At 67.8% G+C, this 24,815-nt stretch carries 21 protein-coding genes and 1 pseudogene; 7 read left to right on the forward strand and 15 right to left on the reverse strand.

Annotated elements, in window-relative coordinates; all coding sequences use genetic code 11:
* Positions 1-44: 44 nt before the first annotated feature.
* Entirely contained in the window at positions 45-1,676 is a 1,632-nt protein-coding gene (locus OJA40_RS05365) for a UDP-N-acetylmuramoyl-tripeptide--D-alanyl-D-alanine ligase (protein WP_208426208.1), read from the forward strand.
* A gap of 15 nt (positions 1,677-1,691) precedes the next feature.
* Here the strand turns inward: OJA40_RS05365 and OJA40_RS05370 are convergent, their stop codons facing one another.
* Entirely contained in the window at positions 1,692-2,375 is a 684-nt protein-coding gene (locus tag OJA40_RS05370) for a cell wall hydrolase (RefSeq protein WP_263810083.1), read from the reverse strand.
* Between the two features lie 220 nt (positions 2,376-2,595).
* Positions 2,596-3,732 (reverse strand): acetoin utilization protein AcuC, encoded by a 1,137-nt coding sequence (locus tag OJA40_RS05375; protein ID WP_263810084.1) that lies wholly within the window; start codon positions 3,730-3,732, stop codon positions 2,596-2,598.
* 491 nt (positions 3,733-4,223) lie between these two features.
* Here OJA40_RS05375 and OJA40_RS15565 point away from each other — a divergent pair, with 491 nt between their 5' ends.
* Complete coding sequence (locus tag OJA40_RS15565) at positions 4,224-4,532, forward strand: serpin family protein (RefSeq protein WP_263811011.1); 309 nt, start codon at positions 4,224-4,226, stop codon at positions 4,530-4,532.
* On the opposite strand, the gene OJA40_RS05385 is transcribed toward OJA40_RS15565, so the two are convergent.
* Together OJA40_RS05385 and OJA40_RS05390 are read right to left on the reverse strand one after the other, a co-directional pair.
* The gene (locus OJA40_RS05385) at positions 4,453-4,869 is read right to left on the reverse strand and encodes an acyl-CoA thioesterase (RefSeq protein WP_251941948.1); all 417 of its coding nucleotides are present in this window, start codon (positions 4,867-4,869) and stop codon (positions 4,453-4,455) included. The genes OJA40_RS15565 and OJA40_RS05385 overlap by 80 nt on opposite strands.
* A 38-nt stretch (positions 4,870-4,907) precedes the next feature.
* Positions 4,908-5,915 (reverse strand): acetyl-CoA carboxylase carboxyltransferase subunit alpha, encoded by a 1,008-nt coding sequence (locus tag OJA40_RS05390; RefSeq protein WP_263792250.1) that lies wholly within the window; start codon positions 5,913-5,915, stop codon positions 4,908-4,910.
* Between the two features lie 218 nt (positions 5,916-6,133).
* Here OJA40_RS05390 and OJA40_RS05395 point away from each other — a divergent pair, with 218 nt between their 5' ends.
* Entirely contained in the window at positions 6,134-6,976 is an 843-nt protein-coding gene (locus OJA40_RS05395; RefSeq protein ID WP_263792251.1) for a TIGR02757 family protein, read from the forward strand.
* On the opposite strand, the gene OJA40_RS05400 is transcribed toward OJA40_RS05395, so the two are convergent.
* The 4 genes from OJA40_RS05400 to hrcA all read right to left on the reverse strand — a co-directional run bounded on the left by OJA40_RS05400 (position 6,901) and on the right by hrcA (position 10,723).
* A complete protein-coding gene (locus OJA40_RS05400; RefSeq protein WP_263810085.1) occupies positions 6,901-7,443 on the reverse strand; it encodes a flavin reductase family protein in 543 nt (180 codons plus the stop codon). The genes OJA40_RS05395 and OJA40_RS05400 overlap by 76 nt on opposite strands.
* 140 nt (positions 7,444-7,583) lie before the next feature.
* On the reverse strand, positions 7,584-8,750 hold the full coding sequence (gene dnaJ / locus OJA40_RS05405) for a molecular chaperone DnaJ (protein ID WP_263810086.1): 1,167 nt from the start codon (positions 8,748-8,750) through the stop codon (positions 7,584-7,586).
* A 100-nt stretch (positions 8,751-8,850) separates the two neighbouring features.
* A complete protein-coding gene (gene grpE, locus OJA40_RS05410; RefSeq protein WP_263810088.1) occupies positions 8,851-9,513 on the reverse strand; it encodes a nucleotide exchange factor GrpE in 663 nt (220 codons plus the stop codon).
* Between the two features lie 118 nt (positions 9,514-9,631).
* The gene (gene hrcA / locus OJA40_RS05415; protein ID WP_263808046.1) at positions 9,632-10,723 is read right to left on the reverse strand and encodes a heat-inducible transcriptional repressor HrcA; all 1,092 of its coding nucleotides are present in this window, start codon (positions 10,721-10,723) and stop codon (positions 9,632-9,634) included.
* 602 nt (positions 10,724-11,325) lie between these two features.
* On the opposite strand from hrcA, the gene sppA reads away from it, so the two are divergent.
* Complete coding sequence (gene sppA, locus OJA40_RS05420) at positions 11,326-13,131, forward strand: signal peptide peptidase SppA (RefSeq protein WP_263810089.1); 1,806 nt, start codon at positions 11,326-11,328, stop codon at positions 13,129-13,131.
* A gap of 46 nt (positions 13,132-13,177) precedes the next feature.
* Here the strand turns inward: sppA and gpmI are convergent, their stop codons facing one another.
* Both gpmI and nth read right to left on the reverse strand, forming a co-directional pair.
* Complete coding sequence (gene gpmI, locus OJA40_RS05425; protein WP_208427353.1) at positions 13,178-14,749, reverse strand: 2,3-bisphosphoglycerate-independent phosphoglycerate mutase; 1,572 nt, start codon at positions 14,747-14,749, stop codon at positions 13,178-13,180.
* 109 nt (positions 14,750-14,858) lie between these two features.
* Positions 14,859-15,707, reverse strand: coding sequence for an endonuclease III (nth, locus tag OJA40_RS05430; protein ID WP_263808044.1), 849 nt, complete (start codon positions 15,705-15,707; stop codon positions 14,859-14,861).
* A gap of 265 nt (positions 15,708-15,972) precedes the next feature.
* Here nth and OJA40_RS15650 point away from each other — a divergent pair.
* Positions 15,973-16,983 (forward strand): annotated as a pseudogene (locus OJA40_RS15650) (lipoprotein N-acyltransferase Lnb domain-containing protein); the annotation flags it as partial.
* Between the two features lie 147 nt (positions 16,984-17,130).
* On the opposite strand, the gene OJA40_RS15465 reads toward OJA40_RS15650, so the two are convergent.
* The 4 genes from OJA40_RS15465 to OJA40_RS05455 form a co-directional block, all read right to left on the reverse strand.
* Positions 17,131-17,580 carry a hypothetical protein gene (locus tag OJA40_RS15465; RefSeq protein WP_231847158.1) on the reverse strand — a complete coding sequence of 150 codons (450 nt, stop codon included), beginning with the start codon at positions 17,578-17,580 and terminating at the stop codon, positions 17,131-17,133.
* A 262-nt stretch (positions 17,581-17,842) separates the two neighbouring features.
* A complete protein-coding gene (locus OJA40_RS05445; protein ID WP_112904564.1) occupies positions 17,843-18,289 on the reverse strand; it encodes an Hsp20/alpha crystallin family protein in 447 nt (148 codons plus the stop codon).
* A gap of 301 nt (positions 18,290-18,590) precedes the next feature.
* Positions 18,591-19,880, reverse strand: a complete 1,290-nt coding sequence (gene fahA / locus OJA40_RS05450) for a fumarylacetoacetase (RefSeq protein ID WP_208426318.1) — start codon at positions 19,878-19,880, stop codon at positions 18,591-18,593.
* A 93-nt stretch (positions 19,881-19,973) separates the two neighbouring features.
* Positions 19,974-20,978 carry a hypothetical protein gene (locus tag OJA40_RS05455; protein ID WP_237701737.1) on the reverse strand — a complete coding sequence of 335 codons (1,005 nt, stop codon included), beginning with the start codon at positions 20,976-20,978 and terminating at the stop codon, positions 19,974-19,976.
* A gap of 367 nt (positions 20,979-21,345) precedes the next feature.
* Between OJA40_RS05455 and OJA40_RS05460 the strand changes: the two genes are divergently transcribed.
* Positions 21,346-22,896: a tetratricopeptide repeat protein gene (locus tag OJA40_RS05460; RefSeq protein ID WP_263808042.1), complete on the forward strand. Its 1,551-nt coding sequence runs from the start codon at positions 21,346-21,348 to the stop codon at positions 22,894-22,896.
* A gap of 165 nt (positions 22,897-23,061) precedes the next feature.
* The gene (locus tag OJA40_RS05465) at positions 23,062-24,258 is read left to right on the forward strand and encodes a cystathionine gamma-synthase (RefSeq protein ID WP_208426315.1); all 1,197 of its coding nucleotides are present in this window, start codon (positions 23,062-23,064) and stop codon (positions 24,256-24,258) included.
* 16 nt (positions 24,259-24,274) lie between these two features.
* Here the strand turns inward: OJA40_RS05465 and OJA40_RS05470 are convergent, their stop codons facing one another.
* Positions 24,275-24,766 (reverse strand): DUF427 domain-containing protein, encoded by a 492-nt coding sequence (locus OJA40_RS05470; protein ID WP_208426314.1) that lies wholly within the window; start codon positions 24,764-24,766, stop codon positions 24,275-24,277.
* Between the last annotated feature and the right edge of the window lie 49 nt (positions 24,767-24,815).

Here is a 24,815-nt window from a genome sequence, read left to right on the forward strand (position 1 = left end):
CGCATCTGCGGGCCGAATCGACCTTTCCATCCGTCTTCGGCAGCATGACGAGCGCGCTCATTTTTTTCGGCGTCGTCGCCACCCTGTTCGCCGGGTGGCGGGCCGGACGCCGGATCCGGTTTTTCCTCCACATCTTCCAGCTGGAGACGTATAAGTTTGGCCGGTACGGGCGCTGGCTGGCCGGCCACGTGCCGTCGCTGATCGTGCGTCCCTCCCACGGCGTGGGGGCCGCCGCACTCGCAGGAGGTGGGCTCGTCGCCTCCGTCGCCGCCCCGAGCTGGGGTGCGCTCGCCGTCCTCCTGATGTGGCCGATGGCATTCATTTCGTCCCGCCGCTACCGGAGCGACCAGGAGAAAAAACCCCTCGCGTTCACGGACCGCATGGTGCGCCTCGCCATCCCCACGGCCCTGCTGGCCCTGCTCCCTGTCGCCTCCGGGGGCCTGTACGGGTGGACCCTTGGGTCCCCGACGGGCGTGCTGTGGTACCTGGGCGGCTTCCTCGCGGCCGACCTCGGGGCGCCCCTGTGGGTGGCCCTGGGCGCCGCCCTCATGCACCCCATCGAAACGGCCATCCAGCGGGGCTTCAAGCGACAGGCCCGGCGCCGCCTCCAAACGCGCTCGGACCTCTCCGTGATCGGCATTACGGGCTCGTACGGCAAGACGAGCACGAAATTTATCGTCGCCGAGCTCCTCCGACAGAAGTACAACGTGTACGCCACGCCGAGCTCCTACAACACCCCCATGGGGCTCTGCCTCGCCGTCAACGAGCACCTAAAGCCCGAGCACCAGGTGCTGGTACTGGAGTACGGCATTCGCTACCCCGGCGACATGGATGCGCTCTGCGACATTGCCGAGCCGGACGCGTCGGTCGTGACCACCATAGGGGTGGCCCACCTCGAAACCATGGGCTCCCAGGACCGCATCGCGGCGGAGAAGGGCATGCTCGTGGAGCGGACGGCCCCCGACGGGCCCGCGGTCCTGAACGTGGACGACGAGCGCGTGGCCGCCATGGCCGAGCGCGCTGCCGGCCCGGTCTGGCGGATCTCGACCGAGGGGCACCCCGACGCCGACATCACCGCCGGCGACATCCGGTACGACACCGGCGGCACCGCCTTCGACGTGACGGACAACACAGGCACTACGGTGGCGTTCGAGACCCAGCTGCTGGGCCGCCACAACGTGCTCAACGTGCTTCTGGCCGTCGCCGTGGGGCGGTCGATGGGGCTTCGGCTCCGTCAGATGGCCCACGCGGTCCGGCGCGTCCAGCCCATCGAGCATCGCCTCCAGCTTCGGAGCCAGGGCGACGTCACGATCATCGACGATGCCTTCAACTCGAACCCCGTCGGGGCCCGGAATGCCGTCGAGATTCTGAGCGAAATGGACGGTGGAAAGCGCGTGATCGTAACGCCGGGGATGGTGGAGCTTGGGGACCGGCAGTGGACGGAAAACAAGGACTTCGGCGCCGTTCTCGCGCAGCACGACCTCGACCTCGTGGTCCTGGTCGGAGAGGAACAAACGGCCCCAATCCAGGCGGGGCTCTCGGAGGGCGGGGCTCCGGCGGAGCGGATCATGGTCGTCGACTCCCTCGCCGAGGCCCAAGAAATTCTCGAACGGAGATTGGGACCGGGCGACGTGGTGCTTTACGAAAACGACCTGCCCGACCAGTACAGCGTGTGAGGAGGGCCTGCGGGACTACGACGCCTGTTTAAAGAACCGGAAGCGCCGCTCCTCGACCGCGTACCGGCCGGGGTCCGGCGCCACAAAGCCCCCCCGCTCCGCCCAGTAGGGCACCGCCCGCCCCCGCATCGACCGCTCGCTGTAGAAATGCCGCGTCTCGACCGGAAACGGACGGTAGGCCCGCCCCTCGGCGTGCCGCACGTAGCGGGCCACCCAGAGGGCCTGCCGCCACCGCGGGAGCGGGGCCTCCGGCTGGAGCCGCAGGTAGCGGGCCCGCTTCGCGGCCCCGGGGTTGAAGGCGCTAAACTGGTAGGGATCCAGCACGACCGCCCGGTAGGTGCGGCGGCCCCGGTAGGCGGTCTCCACGCGGTTGCGCACCACCCAGGCGACCAGCTCCTGCTCGTGGGGCAGCTTCGTCTCCGAGTAGATGGCCCGGGCCAGCCACAGGGTGGGCCCCTCCAGATTCGGGGGCGGGGCCACCGCTACGGTGTCGCTGGACGGTCCCTCTGCTGGGGCAAACGCGGCACTCAGGGCATTGACCGAACCCCGGCGGTCGGTGGGGGAGGCGACACACGCATCCGGACTGGGCGCCGTCGCCTCCTGCGGCGCCTCTACGGAACCGGGCGCCTCAAGCACCGGTGCGGGCGCGAGCAGCAGAATACCGGCGGCGGCCCCGAGGATCGATCTGCGTGCGTTCATGGCCATAGGTGAGCCTGAACTGGAGAACGGACGACCGTGGCGCCGAACGTCGGACGCGCTGCGTCTTACGTATTTCCTGCCAGGTAGACATACGGAGCGAAGAGGACGTAACGTCGCCTCGTCACTTTTTATGCGGCCTCCACGGAATCCGCGGGCTCCGCCGCTGTGCCCGTCTTTGCCCAGACCTCCTCATTTACCGTCCCGCACCGGCCCACACCCGCTAGGCGTGGTGCCAATGCGACGCCACCTGTTCCAGGGCCTGTTCGCTCGTGCGTCGGTTCTGCGTCTCGATGGAGGACTGACGGGCCACGTCGAACGTTCGCTCGGGGTCGTGAAGGGTCGGCGTCAGGGAAGCGTCGAGGCGTGCCTCCCACCGTTCCCGGTAGTCGTGGGGGAGGGTGTCCGGCAGCTCGCCGCCCAGAACGAGCAGCGCGAGAAGCGCCCAGACTCGTGACACCGTGTCGAGCTGGTATCCCCCGCCGAGGGTGCAGAGCAGGCGCCCCCCGGCGTGGTCGTCGGCGAGGGCAAGGAGGCGGCGAAAAATCGTACCGTAGGCCTGCGTCGTGAGAAGAAGGTCGGCCAGGGGGTCGTTGAAGTGGGCGTCGGCCCCGCACTGCGCGACGATCACGTCCGGCTGGAAGTGCTGCAGGGCGTGGGGCACCACGTGCTCGAAGGCGTCCAGGTAGCTGTCCGGCTCGGTGTGCGGGGCCAGCGGAACGTTCAGCGAGAAGCCCCGGCCGGCCCCCTTGCCAATCTCTTCGACGTGTCCGGTGCCCGGGAAGAGGGCGCGGCCCGTCTCGTGGAGGCTAACCGTGAGCACCCCAGGATCGTCGTCGTGCAGGTGCTGGACGCCATCCCCGTGGTGCACGTCCACATCCACGTAGGCGACGCGGAGCCCCTGCGCGCGAAGCGCGTGGATGGCGACCGACAGGTCGTTGTACACGCAAAACCCGGAGGCCCGGGCCCGGTGCGCGTGATGGAGCCCGCCCCCGAACTGGAGCACGCGGGTCGCGTCCCCGTCGGCAATCAGCCGCGCCCCGTGGAGCGTCCCGCCCACGAGGCCACGGGCCGCGGCGTCCATGCCCTCGAAGACCGGCACGTCCCCCGTGTTGAGGCCGAAGGCGCGGGCCTCCGGGGGCGGCGTGCCATCCGACGCGGCCTCGACCTTCTCCACGAACTGCTCGCCGTGGACCTGCCGCACCTCTTCGCGGGTCGCCACCGGGGGCGCCACCGGCTCCACGGGCGCCCCGAGCGCCTCCAAAAGGTCCGTCGTCATCTCTTGGCGGACGGGGCTGAAGGGATGCTGGGGGCCGAAATGGTAGTCGAGATAGCGGTCGTGGAACAGGAACGTGGCCATGTGTGCGGGCGAGAGTGAAACGAGCGGGGCAGAATCTGGCCACCGGGGCAAGCCACGGGGCACCCGAAAGGTAGACACTGCCAGGGCAATCCGTCAACGAGCCGCCCGCGGGCTTGGGCGTGGGTCGACACTCGCGGGCACTGCCCCCCTGGGTCGGACCGACACAGCGCCTCCCTCAGCCCCGAAGCCCCCTCCTCCGCCACGCCATCCACTTTCCCCCTATATTTTCCCGCACTCGCATTTTTCCGCCCTCGTTCGCCGACTCATGGCCGCGGGGATCCTCGTGCTCTTCAGGCTCGGCTGCGACTCGACCGGCCCGGCGGACACCGCTGACGCTTCTCCGGAGCACCGTGGACACGGAGGGGGCGCCCAAGAACGTCTTTCTCTCGCCGATCAGCGTGTCGATGGCCCCTGGGGTGACGTTCGGCGGGGCGCCGCTCGGCCATGGAAGCGGCCCTCGCAACGCCCTCTGGGGCCGTGAGGACCTTTCGATGAACCACAAGACCGTCCTCCAGGTCGACGGGGAGGGAACGGAGGCGAGTGCGGCAACATCGCTGGGAGTCGGGGGCATATCTGCTGCGCCCCTCTCCCTCACCGTAGACCGGCCTGTCGTCGTCGCCATCCGCGAGCACCACTCCGGCACGATTCTCTTCCCCGGCACCGTCATGGATCCGACCGCCGGGGAAACGAGGACCTTCGTGGTCCCCGCGCTCCCCAGCACTACTCTTCGAGAAGCGGGGCGAAGGCCTCGTGGACCGCCTCGGGTGGCGAGGTGGGACGCCGCGCCTCCGCGTCCGTGAAGCAGAGCGTGGTGTGCCCGGTGACAAGCGCGTCGTCGTCTCCCTCCCGATACACCGTGTAGTCGATGGGGACTCGGACCGTGGGCATCTGTTTGAAGTGCGCGTCCACGACGAGCGGGTCGTCGTAGTGGGCCGGGCCGTGGTAGTCGACCTCCACGTGCACGACCGGCATGATGATGCCGTTCGCCTCAAGGTCTCGGTAGCGGACCCCGGCGTGGCGCAGGGCTTCCGTCCGGGCCACTTCGAAGTAATCGAGGTAGTGCGTGTGGTAGACCACGCCCATCGGGTCACATTCCCGGTACCGGACGCGGTGGGCATGCGAGTACGTGTAGGCCATGGCCGGACCTGAGTGCGCCGTGGAGGGAAGACAGCGGGCTACGCGGAGGCGGTCATGGGCTCGGCTGATTCGTAGGCGCCCAGGGCGTCGAACTTTTCGAGCCGCCGGTCGAGCAGCGCCTGCGGATCAAGGCCCTCAAGCTCGTCGAGGGCGTCGGCCACGGCCGCCCCGACGGCCTGGTAGGTCCGCTGCGGATCGCGGTGCGCCCCGCCCACGGGCTCGGGCACAATTTCGTCGACGATGCCGACCTCCGTCAGGTCTGTGGCCGTGAGCTTGAGCGCCTGCGCTGCGTCCTCCTTGTGGTCCCACGAGCGCCAGAGGATCTGCGAGCAGCTCTCCGGCGCAATCACCGAGTACCACGCGTTTTCGAGCATCAGGATGCGGTCGCCCAGCCCGACGCCCAGGGCCCCCCCGGACGCCCCTTCGCCGATGACGACGATCACGACCGGCGTCTCCAGGCGCGCCATCTCGAAGAGGTTGTGCGCGATGGCCTCGGCCTGCCCGCGCTCCTCGGCCCCCATGCCCGGGTACGCGCCGGGCGTGTCGAGGAGCACGACGACCGGCTTTTCAAACTTGGCGGCCATCTTCATCAGCCGCTCCGCCTTGCGGTACCCCTCCGGGTTGGGCATGCCGAAGCGCCGGTACTTCCGCTCCTTCGTGTCGCGCCCCTTCTGGTGCCCCATGATCATCACGGTGCGGTCGCGGTAGCCAAACCGGCTCCCCGCAAACTGCGCCAGCCCCCCCACAATGGATCGGTCGTCGCCAAACTTCCGGTCCCCACGCAGCTCCGTAAAGTCGTCCGTCAGCGCCTCGATGTGATCCAGCGTGTAGGGGCGCTGCGGGTGGCGCGCAATCTGCACCCGCTGCCACCGCGTGAGGTTGCGGTAGATGGAGGTCCGGAGCTGCTCCACCCGCTCTTCCAACGCTTCAATCTCGTTGGAGAGGTCGTCCTGTGTCTCCGCGTTGAGCTCCCGCATCTCGGTAAGCTTGTCCTCAAGCTCGACGAGGGGCTTCTCGAAGTCGAGCAGGTGTTCGTCGTCGGCCATGGCAGAGACAAGTTGGGTTTGGGCACGTTTCTATAGGGTGCCACAAATAAGCCGTCTGGCGACGGGAATGGCAATACGTCGGGGCGCAACGGCCCGTGTAAACACAAAGTTTTCCAGAAGGAGAGGGCCACCCGGGCCACGGAGCGGCCGTCAGGAACGCACCTCCACAGTGCCCGTCCGGGTACGGCGCGCCATTCCCGAACGAGTTCTGCCCCCACGTGGCCACCCTCGACGCCCTCCAGGAGTACCTCGACACGCTCGTCGACCGGTACGAGCGCCCCGCCTTCATCGACGACGATCCAATTTCCATTCCCCACGCCTTCGACGCCCCCCGCGACCAGGAGGTGATCGGGCTCTACGCGGCGCTGCTGGCCTGGGGGCGGCGCGACGTGATGCTTCGCAAGCTTGAGGAGTTGTGCGAACGGATGGGCCACGCCCCCTCCCGTTTCGTGCGAACGTTTGACCCGGCCACCGACGCGGAGGCACTCGATGGATTTGTCCACCGCACCTTCCAGCCCATCGACGCGGTCTGGCTGACCGCCAACCTGAGCACCGCCCTCGACCGACACGAGACCGTCGAGGGCCTGTTCGCGGCGCACCGTCCCGACGACCCGGACGGTTCCCCCGTAGCGGCAATGCTCCAGGGCGTGAGCACGACCCTGCTCACGATCGACGACGACACCCCACAACGCCTCCGCAAGCACCTGGCCCGGCCCGAGGCGGGGAGCGCCTGCAAGCGGCTCAACATGTACCTCCGGTGGATGGTGCGGCCGGGCCCCGTCGACCTCAACGTGTGGTCGGCCCTGGACTCGTCCGACCTGATGCTGCCGGTCGACGTGCACGTGGGGCGCCAGGCGCGGGCGCTCGGCCTGCTGGAGCGGAAAAGCAACGACTGGACGGCGGTTCGGCGCCTCACGGCCATCTGCCGGCACTTCTGCGCGTCGGACCCCACCCGCTACGACTTCGCATTCTTCGGGGCGGGGGCTCAGGACGAGTCGTTGGACGCGCGCTTTACAGGGGCCAACCGGGTGGACGGGAGCTCCTTGCCCACGCCCCGGTAGTCGCTCTTGTAGTACAAGACCGCCCCCTGGTCGGAGCGCTCCTCCACCTCCACCACGCGCCCGACGTACAGGCAATGATCGCCGGCCGGAATTGAATCGTGCGGGCGGCAGTGGAGAACGCCCGACCCGCCCTCAAGAATCGGCGTGCCGTGGGCGTCCCGCTCGTGGGGCACCGCCTCAAACTGCTCGGCCCCGCTCAGGCCGGGAATGGCAAACTGCTCTGCGAGGTGCGCCTGGTTTTCGCCCAGCACGTGCACCGCGAACCGATCGCAGTGCTCCATCACCTCGAACATGCTCGCGTCGCGGCCCACGTTGAAACTCACGAGCGGCGGATCGAGCGCGACGCTCGAAAAGGACCCAATCGTGATGCCGCGCGCTTCCTGGGCCCCTCGGGCCGTCACCACGACAACGGGCGACGGCACCCGGCGCATCGACGCCCGGAATGTGCTTGGTTCGTCTTCAGCCATGGAGCAGGGTGGTGCACAAGAGTGGGGTGCGTGTCCCGAAGCGCGTGCCCCCGGGATTCCTCCTCTGGAAGAGGACCGTTCCAATGAGGCGACGGCCGGCCCGTTCGCCCCAAGTGTCGTCCGTTACGAAACTGTGTTCATCACGAGAAGACGTCGGAGACGCGACGGAAGAACGACTTCTGGGTGTCCTCCTCAGGGGGCCGGGGCTGGAAGTTGTCGTGCGCCCGAAGTTGGTCGAGGAGCTCCTCTTCCTCCACAGTAAGCTCCTGCGGCGTCCAGACGTGCACGCGGATCATCTGGTCGCCCTGCCCACTTCCTTCCAGGTCCGGCAGGCCGCGGTCCCGCATGCGAAGAATCTTGCCGGCCTGCACGCCGGGATCGACCTCCAGGCGGGCCTCGCCCTCCAGGGTGGGAACGTCCACCTCGGTGCCGAGCGCGGCCTCCGGGAAGGACAGGTGGAGATCGTAGTAGATGTCGAGCCCGTCCCGCTCGAAGTGCTCGTGGGGCTCCTCCTCAATCTCAATCCGGAGGTCGCCGCTCGGCCCGCCGCGGAGCCCCGCGTTGCCGGCGTCGCCCAGGGTGAGGTAGTTGCCCTCCATTACGCCCGGCGGCACGTTGATCGAAATCGACTCTTCGCCCTGCACGCGGCCCTCGCCGCCGCAGTCGTCACACAGGTTGTCGATGATGCGCCCCTCCCCTTCGCACCGGGGGCACGGCTGTACGTTGACCACCTGCCCAAACACGGAGCGGGAGACCTGCCGGATCTCGCCGGTGCCGTCGCACTTCGGGCACATCGAGAAGTTCTGCCCGCCCATGCCCCCCTCGGCGCCGGTGCCGTCACACGACTCGCACTCCAGGTATTTTTGAAGCCGGAGGTTCTTTTCGGTGCCCTCCGCAATTTCCTCGAGGGTCAGCGAGAGCGACACGCGGAGGTCGCTGCCCGGGCGTCCCCGCCCCCGCTCCGACCGACCGCGCCCGCGGCCGCCGCCCCGGGCGCCGCCGAAGATGTCGCTGAAGGCGTCGAAGATGTCTTCGATGTCGTGGAAGCCGCGCCCACGGCCCCGCCGGCCGCCGCCGGCCCCACTGTCGACCCCGTCGTGGCCGAACTGGTCGTAGCGCTGGCGCTTCTCGGGGTCCGACAGGACCTCGTACGCCTCCGATGCCTCCTTGAACTTCTGCTCGGCCTCCGGGTCGTCCGGGTTCCGATCCGGATGGTACTCCATGGCCTTCTTCCGGTAGGCCTTCTTGAGTTCCTTGTCGGAGGCGTCTTCGTCGACCCCAAGGATGTCGTAGTAGTCGCGCGGCATGTGACAGGAGCAGTTCGTTCGGAAAAGTGCGGCCTCAGGCCGCTGCGGCGGCGTGCAATGACCAATGAGAGCCAGCTACAGGGAGCTGGCAGGACCCTCGCTAGGCAGAGCCGGCCGCGCCGCCGCTCTCTGACGGCTCGGCGGCCACGACAACTCGGCTGTGACGGAGCACGCGGTCCCCCATCGTGTAGCCCTTCTGGACCTCTTGCAGGACGTTGCCCGGCTCTACGTCGTCGGACGGCTGCCGCATCATCGCTTCGTGCAGCTGCTCGTCGAACGGCTGCCCCTCGGCCTCGATCGGTTCCACGCCGAGGGACTGGAGCTGGTCTTGAAACTTGCGGTATACCATTTCCACCCCGCCCTTGAGCGTCTCGTAGGCCGACTCCGGATCCTCCGACACGTCGAGGTTCTGGGCCGCGTCGAGGGAGCGCTCGAAGTCGTCGAGCACCTCGAGCATCGATTCGAGCACCGTCTCCTTCCCGGCCACGTGGCGGCGCTTCTTCTCCCGGTCCATGCGGCGGCGCACGTTTTCGAGCTCCGCCGCCTTGCGGAGCAGGCGCTCGTTCAGCTCCTCCCGCTCCGCCTTCAGTCCGTCCACCTCTTCGCGGAGGGCCTCGACCTCGTCCGTCAGTGCCTCGACGTCATCGGGGAGGCCGGAGGCGGTGCCCTCCTCGTCGGCAGGGTCGGCACTGTTGGAAGAGTCGTCGGCGGTTGGGGACGCGTCGTTCGTCGTCGGACGACCGTCGTCGGGGGCTTCACTCACAGTCGGCAAGAGGGTTCGTGGGACAAGACACGGGTACAGACAACGCGAGCGGCCGCCGGCACTCGCCAGCGACCGCTGATGGCGTTCGGGGCGCGCCCCCGGGCCTGGGGACAGTGGATCAGGACGGAACGGACGGGTCCGTCGTCTCGTCGTCCGCGGGCCGGTTCACGACGGCGGCCATGTTCTCGACGAGGGCCACGGCGCGTCCGTAGTCCATTCGCTTCGGCCCGATGACGCCGAGGGAGCCCACCGTATCGCCGAGCTGGTACGGGGACAAGACGATGGAGTAGGCGTCCATCTCCTCCTGATCGGTCTCGCTCCCGATGCGGACGACGGCCTGTCCCACGGCGTCGGGGTTGGCCTCGAACAAATTCTCAATCACTTGCACAATGCGGTCCTCATCTTCGATGGTTTCGATGAGGTGCCGCATGTCGTCAGGCTCCTGGAATTCGGGCTGAGACAGAATGTTCTGCGTGCCGTCAAACTGCAGGCGACCTTCATCTGGCTCGCTGAAGAGGATCGAGGCCTCGTCGAGCACGAGCGCGAGGAGCCCCGTCTCGTCGGGCAGGTCGCCGAGGCGTTCCTCGTAGGTGTCCCGGATCTCGTGCAGGGTGAGGCCGGCGAGGCGCTCGTTCAGGGTCGACACGATGCGGTCCATCTTCGACCGCTTCAGGTCCGGCTCGAAGCTGAGGACGACCGTCTTCACGAGCCCCCCCCGCACGCTGAGCACAAACATGAGGCGCGACCCGGACAGCGGCACGATGTCGAGCCGGTCGAGCATCGCGGTGGAGAGGCGGGGCGTGAGGGCGATGCCGAGCAGGTTGGTGAGCTTGCTCAGCAGACGGGTGCTCTCGCTCAGCAGCTCGTCGGTATCGCTGACGAGGCGGGCGAGTTTGACCTTGAGCACCTCCTGCTCCACCTCCGAGAGCTCCGGCGTGTCCATGAGCTCGTCGACGAACGTGCGGTACCCGAGTCGGGTGGGCACGCGGCCGGCAGAGGTGTACGGGTGGTCGAGGTAGCCCATGTCCTCCAGGTCCGCCATGGTGTTGCGGATGGAGGCCGGGCTCAGGTCCACGTTCGCGTCCTTGGCCAGCGACCGCGACCCCACGGGCCCCGCCGTGTCGACGAATTGTTCGATGACGAGGCGAAGGATGTCGCGCTCACGCTCGCTGAGGGACGGCCGGTCGTCGTTCGCATCAACAGGGCTCACAGGGGCGTGAAGGGGTTTCTCAAACGGGTGTCCAGGCCGTTGTGCAGAGTGGTCTGTCCCCCAACCCGACTTTGCTGGGCACTTTCCCCAGTGGGACCCGCCCGTCAACACCGACGGATCCATAGGAGGGACGTAGCCCCGGGTAAAGAGACAGGGTGAATCATCCAATGTACTTCACACCGGGGCGCGAGTTTCCCTTGCGCGCGGCTGCCCCACGGCAGTCGCCCCAACCACGACACGCCCTACACCGTCGCTCTGAGCTAGACTCAGTGCGCATGCCCCCCTCCGAAGCGGCCACACCGGCCGGATGGATGGGCCCACGAGGGCGAAGCGGGGGCCGACGGCCATGCCCTTGGGGGCTAACGAAGTCAATCAAGGTTGGAAGCGACGACGGGAAGTGCATTGGGGCCCCAAATGCCCGAAAAACGGGCGATCTGAGGTTCGTTCGAACCGCACAGCCGTTTGGTGCGATTGCCCTGGCGGCTGCTCGTGGGCCGCGGGCCGCATTGAAACGGCAGCCCCGCCACCGAATACACGTGCACTGGTCGTGTGTCCGCTTTGCCCGACCGTCACCGACCTCCCACTCCACCCCGCCGTTCTTCATGCGCTTCCTGTCGACCCTCGCCGCCAGCGTGATCGGGACCCTCGTTGCGCTGGGGCTTATCGTCTTCTTCTTCGTCTTCTTCTTTTTTGCCGTCTCCCTCTCGGCCGACCAGACGCCGACCGTCCAGTCCGGGTCGGTCCTTACGGTGCCCCTGTCCGGCGACATTCCGGAGCGCGTGACCAACGATCCCTTTCAGAAGGCGTTTGGGGGCGGGCCGAGCGCTGACCTTCGGGGCCTTCAGACTGCCCTCCGGAAAGCGAGCAGCGACTCTCGGATCGAGGCCGTCTGGCTGCGGACGAAGGGGGTGAGTGCCGACTGGGCCACGCTCGAAGAGGTACGGCAGGCCGTTGTGCAGGCCCGCGAGAGCGGCCTCCCGGTCCTCGCGTCCAGCGACGAGTTTGGCATGACGGAGAAGGACTACTTTCTGGCCAGCGCCGCCGACAGCGTCTTTACGGCCCCACAATCCGCGTTCGAGTACAACGGCTTCGGGACGACGGTCACCTTCTTCGACGGCGCCCTGCAGCGCCTCGAGGTGGAGCCGCAGCTCATCCGGGCCGGAAAGTACAAGAGCGCCGGGGAGCCGTTCGTGCGCTCGGACCTGTCGGAGCCGAACCGCGAGCAGCTTACCGCCCTCCTGGAAACGACGAACGAGCAGTTTATGACGGCCGTCTCGGAGGCACGGGGGCTCTCGACGGACGCCCTCAACCGCCTCGCCGAGGAGGACGCCCTTCTCAGCTCCGCGGCCGCCCTGGAGAAGAACCTCGTCGATGGGCTTCGCTACGAGGACGAAGTGCGGGACCGGCTCCGCAACCTCGTGGACACTTCGTTGTCGGGCGACCTGCCCACCGTATCCGTTGACGACTACCAGCGGGTGTCGGCCGAGAGTGCCGGCCAGTCGTACACCGGGAGCGGGCAGGTCGACATCGTCTACGCGGAGGGCCGCATCGTCGTCGGCGACCCGAACGGCCAGTCCCCCATCGGGGGCTCTCAGGCGCTGGGCTCGACGCCCCTGACGGAGGCGCTGGAGACCGCGCGGACCGATTCGCGCACGGAGGCCGTCGTGCTCCGCGTGAACTCGCCGGGCGGCAGCGCCGCGGCGTCGGAGGCGATGTGGCGCGCCGTGAAGCGCACCGCCAACGAGAAGCCGGTCATCGTGTCGATGGGTGACGTGGCCGCCTCGGGCGGGTATTACCTCGCCGCGGGCGCGGACTCCATCATGGCGGCCCCCACGACCACGACTGGATCCATCGGGGTGTTTGGCATACTCTTCAACGCGGAGGGGCTCTTTGAGGAAAAGCTCGGGGTCACCTTCGACGGCGTGCGCACCGGCCCCTACGCCGACCTCTACTCCACCACGAAGCCCCTAAGCCCGGACGAGCGGCGGCTCGTGGGCGGCTCCATCGACCAGACGTACGACACCTTCCTCCGGCGCGTGGCCGACGCCCGCAACATGGACGTGGCGGCGGTCGATGAGGTGGCGCAGGGCCGCGTGTGGTCGGGCCGGGACGCCAAGGAGGTTGGCCTCGTCGATACGACCGGCACGCTCGCGGACGCCGTGGCCATGGCGGGGACGGCCGCGGGCCTCGGGGACGGGCCCTACCGGACGCGCACCCTCCCCCAGCCGAAAACCATCGTGGAGCGCTTCAGCGAGCAGTTCGCGGCCCAGGCGCAGCAGGTGTGGCGGTCCGCCACGACGAATGCGCTTGAGCGCAAGTTCTGGCGCCAGAAGCAGATGTTTGACCGCATGATGGGCACGCACGGCTCCATCCAGGCCCGGCTGCCCTTCGAACCCACGATCGAGTAGACCGGGAGGCGACGCGGCCTCCTCGGGCCGAACGGCGGCCGTCCTGTTACGGGGCGGCGGCCCGCTCGGAGGGCACGAGGACCTCCCCGTCCATGGCGTCGGGCACGTCTTCGCCGAGCAGCGTTAGGATGGTGGGCGCGACGTCGCCGAGCTTCCCGTCCCGCACCGGCCCCTCGAATCCGTCTTTGAGAATGATGTGGGGCACGAGCGCGGTGGTGTGCGCCGTGTGGGGCGACCCGTCCGGGTTCTGTAGCCTGTCGGCGTTGCCGTGGTCCGCGATGATGCTCACCGAGTAGCCCTGATCGCGGGCGGCCTCCACCACCTGCCGGGCGCCGCGGTCCACGGCCTCGCAGGCCGCCACGGCCGCCTCGAAGTCCCCGGTGTGGCCCACCATGTCGGGATTGGCAAAGTTCAGGACGGCGAGGGTGTAGTCCGCCTCGCTGAGGGACTGCGAGACGCGATCGGCCAGCTCCGGCGCGCTCATTTCGGGCTGTTGGTCGTAGGTGTCCACCTTCGGCGACGACACGAGGACACGGTCCTCTCCCTCAAACGGCTCCTCGCGCCCGCCGCTGAAGAAGTACGTGACGTGGGCGTACTTCTCGGTCTCGGCGGCCCGGAGCTGCCGCCCGCCCCGCGCACTGAGGACCTCACCGAGCGTCCCCTCCAGGTTGAGCTTCTCGAAGGCCACCGGCAGGTCGAACGCGTCGTCGTAGGGCGACATCGTCACGAACAGGAGATCGTCGGGGCGCTCGCGCTTGAAGCCGTCAAAGTCGGCCCCGGTGAAGGCCCGCGTGAGCTGCCGGGCGCGGTCCGAGCGGAAGTTGTAGTAGACCACCGCGTCGCCGTCCTCGATGCGGGTGCCGTGGTCCCCGAACGCGTCCTCGTCGTCGGCCCGAATGCGACGGGGCTCCACAAACTCGTCGGTCACCGCGTCGTCGTAGCTCGCCGTCAGGGCCGCGACGGGGTCGTCGAAGGCCGCCCCCGTTCCGTCCGTGAGAAGCCGGTAGGCCCGCTCGGTGCGGGCCCACCGCTCGTCGCGGTCCATTGCGTAGTAGCGCCCCACGATGGAGGCGAGGCGCCCCACCCCGATCTCGTCGGCCTTCTTCTGGAACTGCTCCACGTAGTCGACGCCGCCGTGCGGATCGGTGTCGCGCCCGTCGGTAAACGCGTGCACGTTCACCTGCGCCGGGGCGAGCCCTTCGCGCCGGGCCAGCTCCAGCAGCCCGTACAGGTGCTGGAGGTGGCTGTGCACCCCCCCGTCGGAGAAGCAGCCCATCAGGTGGAGCTTCTGGTCGTTGGCCTTCGCGTGCCGGGCGGCCCGGACCAGCGCGTCGTTCTCAAAGAAGGACCCGTCCTCAATGGCCTTCGAGATGCGCAAGATCTCCTGGTACACGACCCGTCCCGCCCCCAGATTGGTGTGCCCAACCTCCGAGTTGCCCATCTGCCCGTCGGGCAGTCCCACCTCCAGCCCGGACGCCTTCAGGACGCCATGGGGGTATTCGTCGTAGAGGCGATCCACGAAGGGCGTATCCGCCTGCTCGACGGCACTGACCGAGGGGTCGTCGGCCAGGCCCCAGCCGTCGAGAATGAGGAGGAGGTGGCGTTTCGAGCTGTCCATCGAAAGGGGTGTTGACGGGTCGGGTGTCATTGCGAAATGTCGGGCGGGGAAATGAGCGTTTGCTCGCGTTCGGACTCGGGCCCTATGCCGGTCTGCTCCTCAACGGCCATCACCCATTTACCCGATAGTCCTTGACCTGCTTGGTCGGCTCGCCCGTCGAGGTGCGGACGACCTGCATAGAGCCGCAGCGGGGGCACGCGACCTGTTCGAGGTCGTAGCGGTCCACGTGCGTCTCGGGGGCGTCGAAGTAGTGGTCGCTGGTGGTGCAGTAGTAGGTCCCCGCCGACGGATCCAGCCCGTCGATGGGGTCCGGCAGGCGCTGGAGACGATCGTAGTGTTTGCACGCCTCGTGGATCGGACAGTCGTGGCAGTCCGGCGAGCGGGCCGTGCAGGTGTACCGGCCGTGCAGGATGAGCAGATGGTGCGCTTCGCCCCAGTCTTCTTTCGGAATGACGCGCTTGAGCTGTTGCTCCACCTTTTTGGGCGTCGTGGCGTCCTCCTTGACGAGGCCGATCCGGTTGGCAACGCGGAAGACGTGGGTGTCCACCGGCAGCGCGTCGGCGTCGTGGGCCACCTGCGCCACGACACGGGCCGTCTTGCGGCCCACGCCCGTCAGGGTCTCCAGGTCGTCGATGGTCTCGGGCACCTGCCCGTCGAAATTGTCGACGACCTGCCGGGCCATCCGGGCCAGGTAGCCGGCCTTGTTGTTGGGGAAGGTGATGGACTGGATGTAGGGGTGGATGTCGTCGGGCGTGGCCTCCGCGAGGGCCTCTACCGTCGGGTACGCGTCGAAGAGGTCCGGGGTGGCCTTGTTGACGCGCTCGTCGGTGCACTGGGCTGACAGGATGACCGCGACGAGAAGCTGGTATGGGGTGTCGTACTGAAGTTCGGTCGTCGGGCGGTCGATGCGCTCGCGGAGCGCCTCGAGAACAACGTCGGCACGGTCGGATCGTCCCACGGGGGAAGGGTGCGCTGGTTCAAAAATGACATCCGCGCGTTGAACCCACGGGGCGGGGGAACGTTCGAGGCGCGACCAATTTGCCCAGTGCTTCACGTCGTGCCCCATGGCCCTCTCCGTCTCCGCCCGATCCCTCCTGTGCGTGCTCGGGGTCACGCTGCTACTCGGAAGCGGGGCCGCTCCGCTCTCGGCCCAGCCCCCCCGGCTTTCGGCAGACTCGGAGGTGTCGATGGTGACCATTCTGCCCGGCGATCCGGTGTACTCTATGTTCGGGCACAGCGCCCTCCGCGTCCACGACCCGGCCCAGAACATCGACCGGCTCTACAACTACGGCACCTTCGACTTCAGCGACCCGCTGTTTATCCCCAAGTTTGCGTACGGCCACCTCCGCTACTTTCTGAGCGTGGTGCCCTATCAGCGGGCGCTGCGGGCCTACGAGCAGCAGCGGCGGCCGGTCCTCGAACAGACGCTCAACCTGACCCGCACGCAGCGGACGGCGCTTTTTCGGGTGCTGCAGGTGAACGCCCGCCCCGAGAACCGCTACTACCAGTATGTCTTCTTCTTTGACAACTGCTCCACCCGCGTGCGGGACGCCCTTGAGCAGGCCCTCGGCGACGCCGTGCAGTTTGGGGGGCGGCCCCGCCCGGACGCAACCTTCCGGCACATGCTTGACCCCTACGCGGCCAACCTGCCGCTCGTCGACCTGAGCTTCGACCTCGCCCTGGGCACCCCGGCCGACCGTCGCGTGACGCCGCGGGAGGCGCACTTCCTGCCCGACTACCTGTTCGAGGCGTTCGCCCACGCCACCGTGCAGTCGGGCGACACGACCCGTGCACTGGTGGCGCGGACCGACACGACGCAGTGGATCGACGGCTACGAGGCAACCCCCACGGCCTTCCCCTGGCCCCTCGCGGCGGGGTGGACGATTCTCGTCCTCACGCTGGGCTGGACCGGCTGGCAGGCCACGACCGGACGCCGGCCCGGCGGGGCCGGCGACGCCCTCCTGCTCGCGGCGGTCGGCGTGACGGGACTGCTCGCGTGCTTTCTCTGGTTCGTGTCGACCTACGCGGTGACCGAACACAATTGGAACCTGCTCTGGGCGTGGCCCACGCACCTCATTGCGGCCCCGGTGCTGCTGTGGCGCCCCTCGGCACCGGGGCTCCGGACGTACCTGGCGGCGACGGCCGTCGGCGCGGCGGTCGTCGCCCTCGGCTGGACGTGGTGGCCGCAAGACCTGCACGCGGCGGTCTTCCCCCTCGTGCTGACGGTGGGGGTTCGAACGGGGTGGCGGGCCCTCGGCGGGGCGGGGCCGCGCGGTGCCGGGGGCTTGAGGGATGAGGTGTTTCCTGCTTCGACGCGGGACGTAGGCGTCCCCCCGTGCACGACCGCCCACGGGCACCCCTCGTCTTCAGGGAGAGCAGGACTAATTTTGCCGGGCCTGCACCAGCTCGTAGCTCCGAGGCGGGGCCGGCGTGCCCTCCACGGCGTAGACGCGGAGCGAGCCGTCGTCGTCGGACATGATGACGACCGCCGACTCGTTCGGGTTGTATGACTGGAAGCGCGTGTCGAGCCACTCCGTCGGGAGTCGCTCCTCGTGGTGCTTCAGCCAGCCGCCGCTTGCAGGACTGTAGAGCAGCTTGTGGGTCCCGATGCTCTCGTGGATGGGGCTGGAGGCCGGGTCGCGCTGCGTCACCACGACGGTGCCGATGCCGTGGCGCTTGAAGCCCAGGTACGACGCCGCGGCCACGTCCATCCAGTGGTCCGTCAGGAAGTCGTGGTGGGCGTCCTCCTTCGGATCGTTGGTCGGCTGCTCGTCCGGCGCCTTTACCGTCACGAGATGCCCGTTCTCGTCGATGAGCGTGGTGCGTCGCATCGGAAGACGGCGTCGGTGTGAAGGGGCGGAAACTACCGACTCCAAGGATTCCCCGCCGGTGGAGGTTTCCCCGCCACCGCCCACAATCGTGAAACTCGTTGCAGATCCCTCGGGCCGCCCCGCCCCCTTTACGTTCCAACAAAGCCCTCCAACGAAAAAAGGCCCCTGCCCGGAGCATCCGAACAGGGGCCTGCATGGACGCCCCCTCCCTCCCGACAGGACACTGAGGGAGACGACTTTCGGGGCGTTCGGGACGGTGGCCCTACTGAATCTCAATCTGGCGCGGCTTCACCGCCTCCGTCTTCGGCACGCGGATGGTCAGCACGCCGTTGTCGTAGGTCGCCTCAATGTTGTCGGCGTCCACGGTCTGGGGCAGGGTAAAGGCGCGGCGGAAGTGCCCGAAGGAGCGCTCCACGCGCACAAACTCTTCGTTCTCGTCGGTGCGGCTGCTCTCGCGCTCGCCACTGATGACCAGCTCATCGTTCTTGTAGCTGATCGTCAGGTCGTCCGTGCTCATGCCGGGCATGTCGAGGCGAAGACGATAGGCGTCCTCCGCCTCCGTGAGGTCCATGCGCGGGCGCCACACGGCCTGCGGGGACGTGTCCTCTTCGTTCTCGTCCCGGGATGGGAAGAATCGGTCGAACACGCGGTCGATCTCGTTCTGGAGGCCGTTCAGGTTGCGGTTTCGGGTGCGGGTCAATCGAGTCATAATGGGGAAAAGGAGTTCGGTTGCAAAGTCTGTGAGGACGCTCGGAGGCCGTCCCGTGGACTGACCTCTCGCGTCAAGTTCCACCCACCTACAAGAGCAACTCGTGTACCACCCCAAACACATCCCAAAATAGCCTGCCACTTCGACGGAGCGCACGGACGAGGTGGCAGCCCAGACGCAGGGGCCCGCAATTGTGACAACGGCTGCGGCGGCGGCTCTGCCACGGCGGCAACCGTCCCGGCTCCGGCCCTGCCAATTCGTCTGCGTGCCAGCCCCCTCGCCGCCGTGCACCGCCCTCGGATCACGCACAGGACGCCGGGAGCACCCGACCGTCCGCCGTTCCGAATCCGACGCGGTAGTCGTCCGCCTGCGCGTAGGCCCGCATGGTCACCCGATCGCCGTCTTCGAGGAACGAGCGCGTCTCGTCCCCCGGCAGAGACACCGGCTCCTCCCCGCGCCACGACAGCTCCAGCATGCTGCCGTAGCTGTCCTCCGTGGGCCCGCTGATGGTGCCCGACGCCAGGAGATCCCCCGGACGGGCATTGCAGCCGTTGACGGTGTGGTGGGCGAGCTGCTGGCGCATCGTCCAGTACAGGTGCTTGGTGTTGCTGCGGCACACGGTGTGCGGGCTCGTCATCGACGGCGTTTCGAGGTCCACCTCCAGGGTCACGTCGTAGGCCGCGTCCCCGTCGGCCTGCAGGTAGTCGAGCGGCTCCGGGTCCTGCGTGGGCCCGGCCACCCGGAACGGCTCCAGGGCCGCCATGGGCACGACCCACGGCGAGATGGTGGTGGCGAAGCTCTTGCCCAGGAAGGGACCGAGGGGCTCGTACTCCCACCCCTGAATGTCCCGGGCGCTCCAGTCGTTGACCAGCACCATGCCGAAGATCTGGTCGTCCGCCTCGTCGATCGAGAGGGGGGTGCCGAGCTCGTTGCCCTCCCCCACGAAAAAGCCCGTTTCGAGCTCGAAGTCGAGCAGCTGGGTCGGGCCGTAGACCGGCGGCGCGTCCGCGTCGGGCCGGGTCTGGCCGCAGGGCCGCCGCACGTCTTGGCCGCTCAGGAGGACGGAGCTGGCCCGCCCGTGGTAGCCCACCGGCAGGTGGACCCAGTTGTCTTTCAACGCATTCTCGGCGCCCCGAAACATCGTCCCAACATTGGTGGCGTGCTGCTTCGAGGAGTAGAAGTCCGTATAATCCCCGATGTCGACCGGCAGTCGAAGCGATACGTCGGCCCGGGGGTGAAGCACCCGGTTGCGGAGGGACGCGGCGTCGCGCAGCTCAGCCGTGTCGGCCCGGAGGAGCGCCTGCAGGCGGCTCCGGACGGCCGACCAGGCCGCGGGGCCGAGGGCCATGAAGTCGTTCAGCGTGGGCTGCGCGAAGGGGCGTTCGTTCTGCAGCTCGGGGACGTCAAAGACGCCTTCGTTGTTGAGGGTGGCGAGGTCGAGCACCTGGTCCCCAATGGCCACGCCCACCCGGGGCACGGTCGTCTCGGGGGGCGTGAACACGCCGTACGGAAGGTTCTGGATGGGAAATGGATGGTCGGATGCCACCTCAAGAAAGGAGGTGAGGGACGAAGTGGGGGGGGAGTCGGTCATTCGACGAAGGCGTTGAGTTGGGAGAGGAGAAACGGAAGAAGGGCATGAGAGGCGCGCGGGCTCGGTCCCCGATCGCGGCGGCGAGCGGCCGGGTTAGAGCCATTCCAGGTCGCGCAGGTGATCGACGGGTTCTTCAAAGCTACAGCTGCCAAACGAGAGGGCCAGGTGTTCTCGGGCGTACTGAATGTCGTCGAGGGAGACGGTCAGGTCGCGCCACGCGAAGGCGTCCTTGAGGAACCGAAAGTTGTCCGCGTTTTTCTCGACGAGAATGGCCTGCACCTCAGGCGGGTCGAGATCGTGCTCGGCGGCCAGAACCGCGGCGGCAAAGACGTTGAGGAAGCCGTGCATCTCCGTGTCCAATCCGTCGTCGTAGTGGCGCACCGGGTGGTGCAGCCCCGCGGTCGCCTTGAACGGGACCCCGGCGTCGCGGCAGGCCACAATGAGGGCCGCCACGTCCTCGACCTCGGGCACGTCGGTCGGCTCTGCGCCTCCGCAGCGCATTTTCAGCCCAACGGTGGTGCGGGCCGGCACGGCCTGCTGGCTGTTGTGTTCGGCCGCCGCGGCGCACAGTGCCGAGAGGTTCGGGACGGTGTCGTTCCGCAGGGGCACCTCGAAGAAGAGGTCGAGCTTGGCCGTGCCGGTCGCGACGAGGGTACGGGTGATGGACTCCAGAAACTCAATGCCCTCCGCCTGCGAGCCCCCCACCAGGGCGTCGGGGAGGGGCACTTCCATCACGTCGACCTGGGCCTGCTCCGCGAGGCCGTCGCCGAAGTCTTCGATGGCCTGCAGGTCCCGCTCGAACGCCTGCAGGAACGTGTCGGCCGTGCTGCCGCCCGTTCCCAACACCGAGAGGTCGTACCGCGTCCCCTCTTTCAGCAAGGGACGATGGGCCTTCAAGTCGGGGAGGCGCCCCACCGGAAGCACGAAGCGCGACAACATCCAGGCCTCCTCCTCGCGCCGGTACTCCGCATGGCTCTGGAACGCGCGGTGGAGGGACAGGTCCGCCGGCGGGAACAGGCCGGCGTAGTCGATCACATCGTGGAGAAAGGCCCGGAGGCTCGGCGTAATGAGGGAGTCGGACGGGTCGGAGGCTTCCATGGGAACCGAAACGGACTGGGAAAGACGGCGAGAACCAGCATCGACGGGCAACCGCACAGCGCCGTGCCGGTGCGCCCCCGCCCCGACGACCGCCCCGCGAGGAACCGTCGCCGCAAACGCACCCCTAAGAAAGGAAAGCAGGCGAGCAGTTACAACGCGCCCGCCCTGCTCGATGAATCGGAAGTTCACGGCTCCGGGACCGAAACGTATTGAAAGGGCTCCACATTCCTGCTATCATAGAAAAGCATATGGATTCCGTCCCGGCACTCTGTTAGCTCGGCATCGGTCTGCCAGAACACCTCGTTCGATCGTCGGAATTCGAACGCCGCATCCTCACCCGAATCCCACTGACCACGACTTTGCCACCATGACGATCCGACAATCAGCGCTCTTTGCACTCGCCCTGGGGACCCTCGGCCTTCTGGCCCTTTCGGGGTGCTCGGCCGGAAACCCGAACATGAGCGCCGCCGAGGACGCCATGGAGCAGGAACGCTACGAGCGGGCCCTCGCCAATGTCGACTCGGCCATTGCCCAGGACTCGGCCAACGCTCAGGCCTACGCAATGAAGGCCCGGATCCTGCGCCAGATGGCCGACAGCACGGCGCCGCCCGAGGCGTACAAGCAACGCTACCGGCAGGCCCGCCAGGCGGAGGAGAAGGCCATCGAGTTCGACCCGGGACGACGAAGCGACATCAAAAACCAGCGCGAACTCGCGTTTATCCAGGAGTTTCAGAAGGGCGCCGATGCCTTCAACCGGGCCCAGCAGTCAAGCCAGAAGTCCGATTACCTGCGCGCAGCGGCGTACTTCGGGGCCGCGGGCGCGATCCGTCCGGACTCGACAGGGCCCATCCGGAACGAGGCCTTTGCCCGCCTGCAGGCCGCCCGCCTCGAAGGGGGCGACCAGGGCATGCAGGAGATGTCCAACGTGATCCCCATTCTGGAGCGCTACCTCGAGAAGGAGGACGAGCCCGAAAGGGACGTGTACAGCATTCTTTCCCAGCTGTACCGCCAGGGGGACCAGCCGGAACAGGCACTTGAGGTGACCGAACGGGCCCTCGACGATCTCTCGAGCCGTCCCACCCACTTCCGCATCCAGGGGACGCGTGGCCTGAGCTACACCGGGACCATCGAGGCCGGCGGCACCTCCCGACAGGTGAAGGGCACCACGCCGGACCGGATTGAGTTGTCGACCAGCGACGGCACGGTCACCGGCGCCTTCCGGAAGCAGGACGGCGGCAAGAAGCAGACGAAGGGGCGCCTGCAGGTCGGCCTGTACACCCAAGGCACCCAGGTGGCCAACAGCCGGACCACCGCGCTCGAAGAGATCACGATCTCGGAAGACCTATCCAGCGTGACGCCCCTCGCGGAACTTCAAAACCAGCGCCTGAGTGCCCTCAACAGCACCGGAAACACCGAAAAGGCCATGCAGGCCTACCGGGAGCAAATTGAGAAGAACCCGGAGAATGCACGCTACCGGTACAACTACGGCTCCCTCCTGCTGAACTCCGACCGGTACGACGAGGCAATCGAGCAGCTTAGCGAGGCCGTGAAGCTGGACGGCGACGACCCCAAGAAGCAGTACAACCTCGGTGCGGCCTATCTGAACAAGGGCGTCGTTTTGCAGGACAGCCTAGTGTCCGCCCGCGACTCCGTGATGGACCAGAACCGCAAGCCAACCCAGGAGGAGGCGCAGATGATTAAGGACCTGGACGAACAGCGCCTCCAATTTTTCCAAAACGCCATTCCGCCCCTGGAGCGGGCCCGGCAGCTGGCCGGCCCGAACGGGCAGTACCGACAGAACGCGTGCTCGGCCCTCCTCCAGGCCTACGTGCAGACCGAGCAGACGGACAAGGCTGAAGACGTAAAACAGTGTGCCGGTGCGGGCGGCAACACGAGCGGCGGAAGCGGGGGACGATAGCCCCCCTGCCTGCACGAACCTCGTCTTGGTTCAACGCTCGCCCCGGGCCTCTCACGAGAGGCCTGGGGCTTGCTGTTTGCGGGCCCCTCTCCGGGAGCCGCGCCTGAGATGCCGCCCCGCCGAGTGCCGCACGTCTCTTTCTCTTTCGAACGTACCGTTCCCCTCATGCCCGACTCTTCCCCCCACGATGATGCTGCCCTTGAGGCCCCCGAGGCCGATGGATTCGGAACCCGGGCCGTGCACGCCGGGCAACAGCCCGACCCCTCCACCGGCGCGGTCATGACGCCCATCTACCAGACCTCCACGTACGCCCAGGCCGCCCCGGGCGAGCACAAGGGGCACGAGTACTCGCGGGTCTCGAACCCCACCCGCACGGCCCTGGAGGGCAATCTGGCCTCCCTGGAGGGGGCCGAGCACGGCATCGCGTTCAGCTCCGGCGTGGCCGGCATCGACGCCATCGTCAAGAGCCTCCGCCCCGGCGACCACGTCGTGGCGACGGACGACCTGTACGGCGGCACCTACCGGCTGCTCCGGGAGGTCTTCGAGCCGCTCAACATTCAGACCTCCTTCGTGGACATGAGCGACCCGGACGCGGTGACGGACGCGTTCACCGAGGACACGGCACTGCTCTGGGTCGAGACGCCCACCAACCCGCTCATGCGGCTGGTCGACATTGAAGCACTCGCCGAGCGGGCCCACGCCCATGACATCACGGTGGCCGTGGACAACACCTTCGCCACCCCCTACCTGCAACAGCCCCTCGCCCACGGCGCCGACCTCGTCCTCCACTCCGCCACGAAGTACCTGGGCGGCCACTCCGACCTCATCCTCGGGGCCGTGTGTACGAACTCGGACGAGTGGGCGGAGAAGCTGCGCTTTCAGATCAAGAGCACCGGCGCCGCCCCCGGGCCCATGGACTGCTTCCTGACGCTGCGCGGGACCAAAACCCTTCACCTGCGCATGGAGCAGCACTGCTCCAGCGCCCGGCGGCTGGCCCAGATGCTCAACGCCCACGACAAGGTGGGGCACGTGCGGTACCCTGGCCTTCCCTCCCACCCCGGCCACGCCCTGGCGCAGAAGCAAATGTCGGACTACGGCGGCATGATCTCGTTCGAGCTGGCCGACGACGAGATGGACAAGGCCCTCGCCGTTCTGGACGCCGCCGAGGTCTTTACCCTCGCCGAGAGCCTCGGCGGGGTGGAGAGCCTCATCGAACACCCGGCCTCGATGACCCACGCCTCCATCCCCGCCGAGGAGCGCGAAAAGATCGGGCTTACGGACTCGCTGATTCGCCTGAGCGTCGGGGTGGAGTCGTTCGGGGACCTGCGCGACGACCTCGATCGCGCACTGTCCCGCGTCTAGCCTCTGTACAGGGGGACTACCACCCCATCGTGCCGGGCCCGCCCTTAAAGGGCCCCACGACGTCGTCGGTAATCCACCCGCCGTAAAAGTCGCCCTCCTGCGCGCGGGCCTCCTCCTCGCCCACGTAGCACGCGTCGACCTTGCTGGCGTAAAACGTAACGTAGTCCTGCAGCTCGGCAAACCGGGCCGTCGGGTCCGGATAGCCCCAGGCCGCGCTCCGCGCGGAGCGGCCGCCCACCGTGAGGGTGTAGTACACGGCCCGCCCCTTGAACTCGCACATCGTGGTCTGCTGCTCGCGCTCCAGGTGCTCGGTGGCGATGTCGTCCGGGGGCAGGTAGTACACCGGCGGATGGCTCGTCTCGAGAACCCGCAGCGCCCCGGTCGTGTCGGCGATGGTCACCTCGTTGAAGAGGACCCGGATGCGCCGATCTTCCGGTTCGAGGGCTGGCGGGCGGGGATAGTCCCAGACGGATTCTTGATCGGGCTCGGGTGTGGTGGGGGTTGGCATGACGAGAGCGTACAATGGAGGAAAATGAGAGGCGAGAAGGTCCGTGGCC

Origin of the sequence: Salinibacter pepae (genome assembly GCF_947077775.1) — a bacterium.
Lineage (GTDB): Bacteria > Bacteroidota > Rhodothermia > Rhodothermales > Salinibacteraceae > Salinibacter > Salinibacter pepae.

What these genes read in the sequence shown, in the direction of transcription:
- OJA40_RS05365 (WP_208426208.1), top strand. Translation starts at nt 45, where the DNA reads ATGACGAGCGCGCTCATTTTTTTCGGCGTCGTCGCCACCCTGTTCGCC.
- OJA40_RS05370 (WP_263810083.1), bottom strand. Translation starts at nt 2,375, where the DNA reads ATGAACGCACGCAGATCGATCCTCGGGGCCGCCGCCGGTATTCTGCTG.
- OJA40_RS05375 (WP_263810084.1), bottom strand. Translation starts at nt 3,732, where the DNA reads ATGGCCACGTTCCTGTTCCACGACCGCTATCTCGACTACCATTTCGGC.
- OJA40_RS15565 (WP_263811011.1), top strand. Translation starts at nt 4,224, where the DNA reads ATGAACCACAAGACCGTCCTCCAGGTCGACGGGGAGGGAACGGAGGCG.
- OJA40_RS05385 (WP_251941948.1), bottom strand. Translation starts at nt 4,869, where the DNA reads ATGGCCTACACGTACTCGCATGCCCACCGCGTCCGGTACCGGGAATGT.
- OJA40_RS05390 (WP_263792250.1), bottom strand. Translation starts at nt 5,915, where the DNA reads ATGGCCGACGACGAACACCTGCTCGACTTCGAGAAGCCCCTCGTCGAG.
- OJA40_RS05400 (WP_263810085.1), bottom strand. Translation starts at nt 7,443, where the DNA reads ATGGCTGAAGACGAACCAAGCACATTCCGGGCGTCGATGCGCCGGGTG.
- dnaJ (WP_263810086.1), bottom strand. Translation starts at nt 8,750, where the DNA reads ATGCCGCGCGACTACTACGACATCCTTGGGGTCGACGAAGACGCCTCC.
- sppA (WP_263810089.1), top strand. Translation starts at nt 11,326, where the DNA reads ATGCGCTTCCTGTCGACCCTCGCCGCCAGCGTGATCGGGACCCTCGTT.
- gpmI (WP_208427353.1), bottom strand. Translation starts at nt 14,749, where the DNA reads ATGGACAGCTCGAAACGCCACCTCCTCCTCATTCTCGACGGCTGGGGC.
- OJA40_RS15465 (WP_231847158.1), bottom strand. Translation starts at nt 17,580, where the DNA reads ATGCGACGCACCACGCTCATCGACGAGAACGGGCATCTCGTGACGGTA.
- OJA40_RS05445 (WP_112904564.1), bottom strand. Translation starts at nt 18,289, where the DNA reads ATGACTCGATTGACCCGCACCCGAAACCGCAACCTGAACGGCCTCCAG.
- fahA (WP_208426318.1), bottom strand. Translation starts at nt 19,880, where the DNA reads ATGACCGACTCCCCCCCCACTTCGTCCCTCACCTCCTTTCTTGAGGTG.
- OJA40_RS05455 (WP_237701737.1), bottom strand. Translation starts at nt 20,978, where the DNA reads ATGGAAGCCTCCGACCCGTCCGACTCCCTCATTACGCCGAGCCTCCGG.
- OJA40_RS05460 (WP_263808042.1), top strand. Translation starts at nt 21,346, where the DNA reads ATGACGATCCGACAATCAGCGCTCTTTGCACTCGCCCTGGGGACCCTC.
- OJA40_RS05465 (WP_208426315.1), top strand. Translation starts at nt 23,062, where the DNA reads ATGCCCGACTCTTCCCCCCACGATGATGCTGCCCTTGAGGCCCCCGAG.
- OJA40_RS05470 (WP_208426314.1), bottom strand. Translation starts at nt 24,766, where the DNA reads ATGCCAACCCCCACCACACCCGAGCCCGATCAAGAATCCGTCTGGGAC.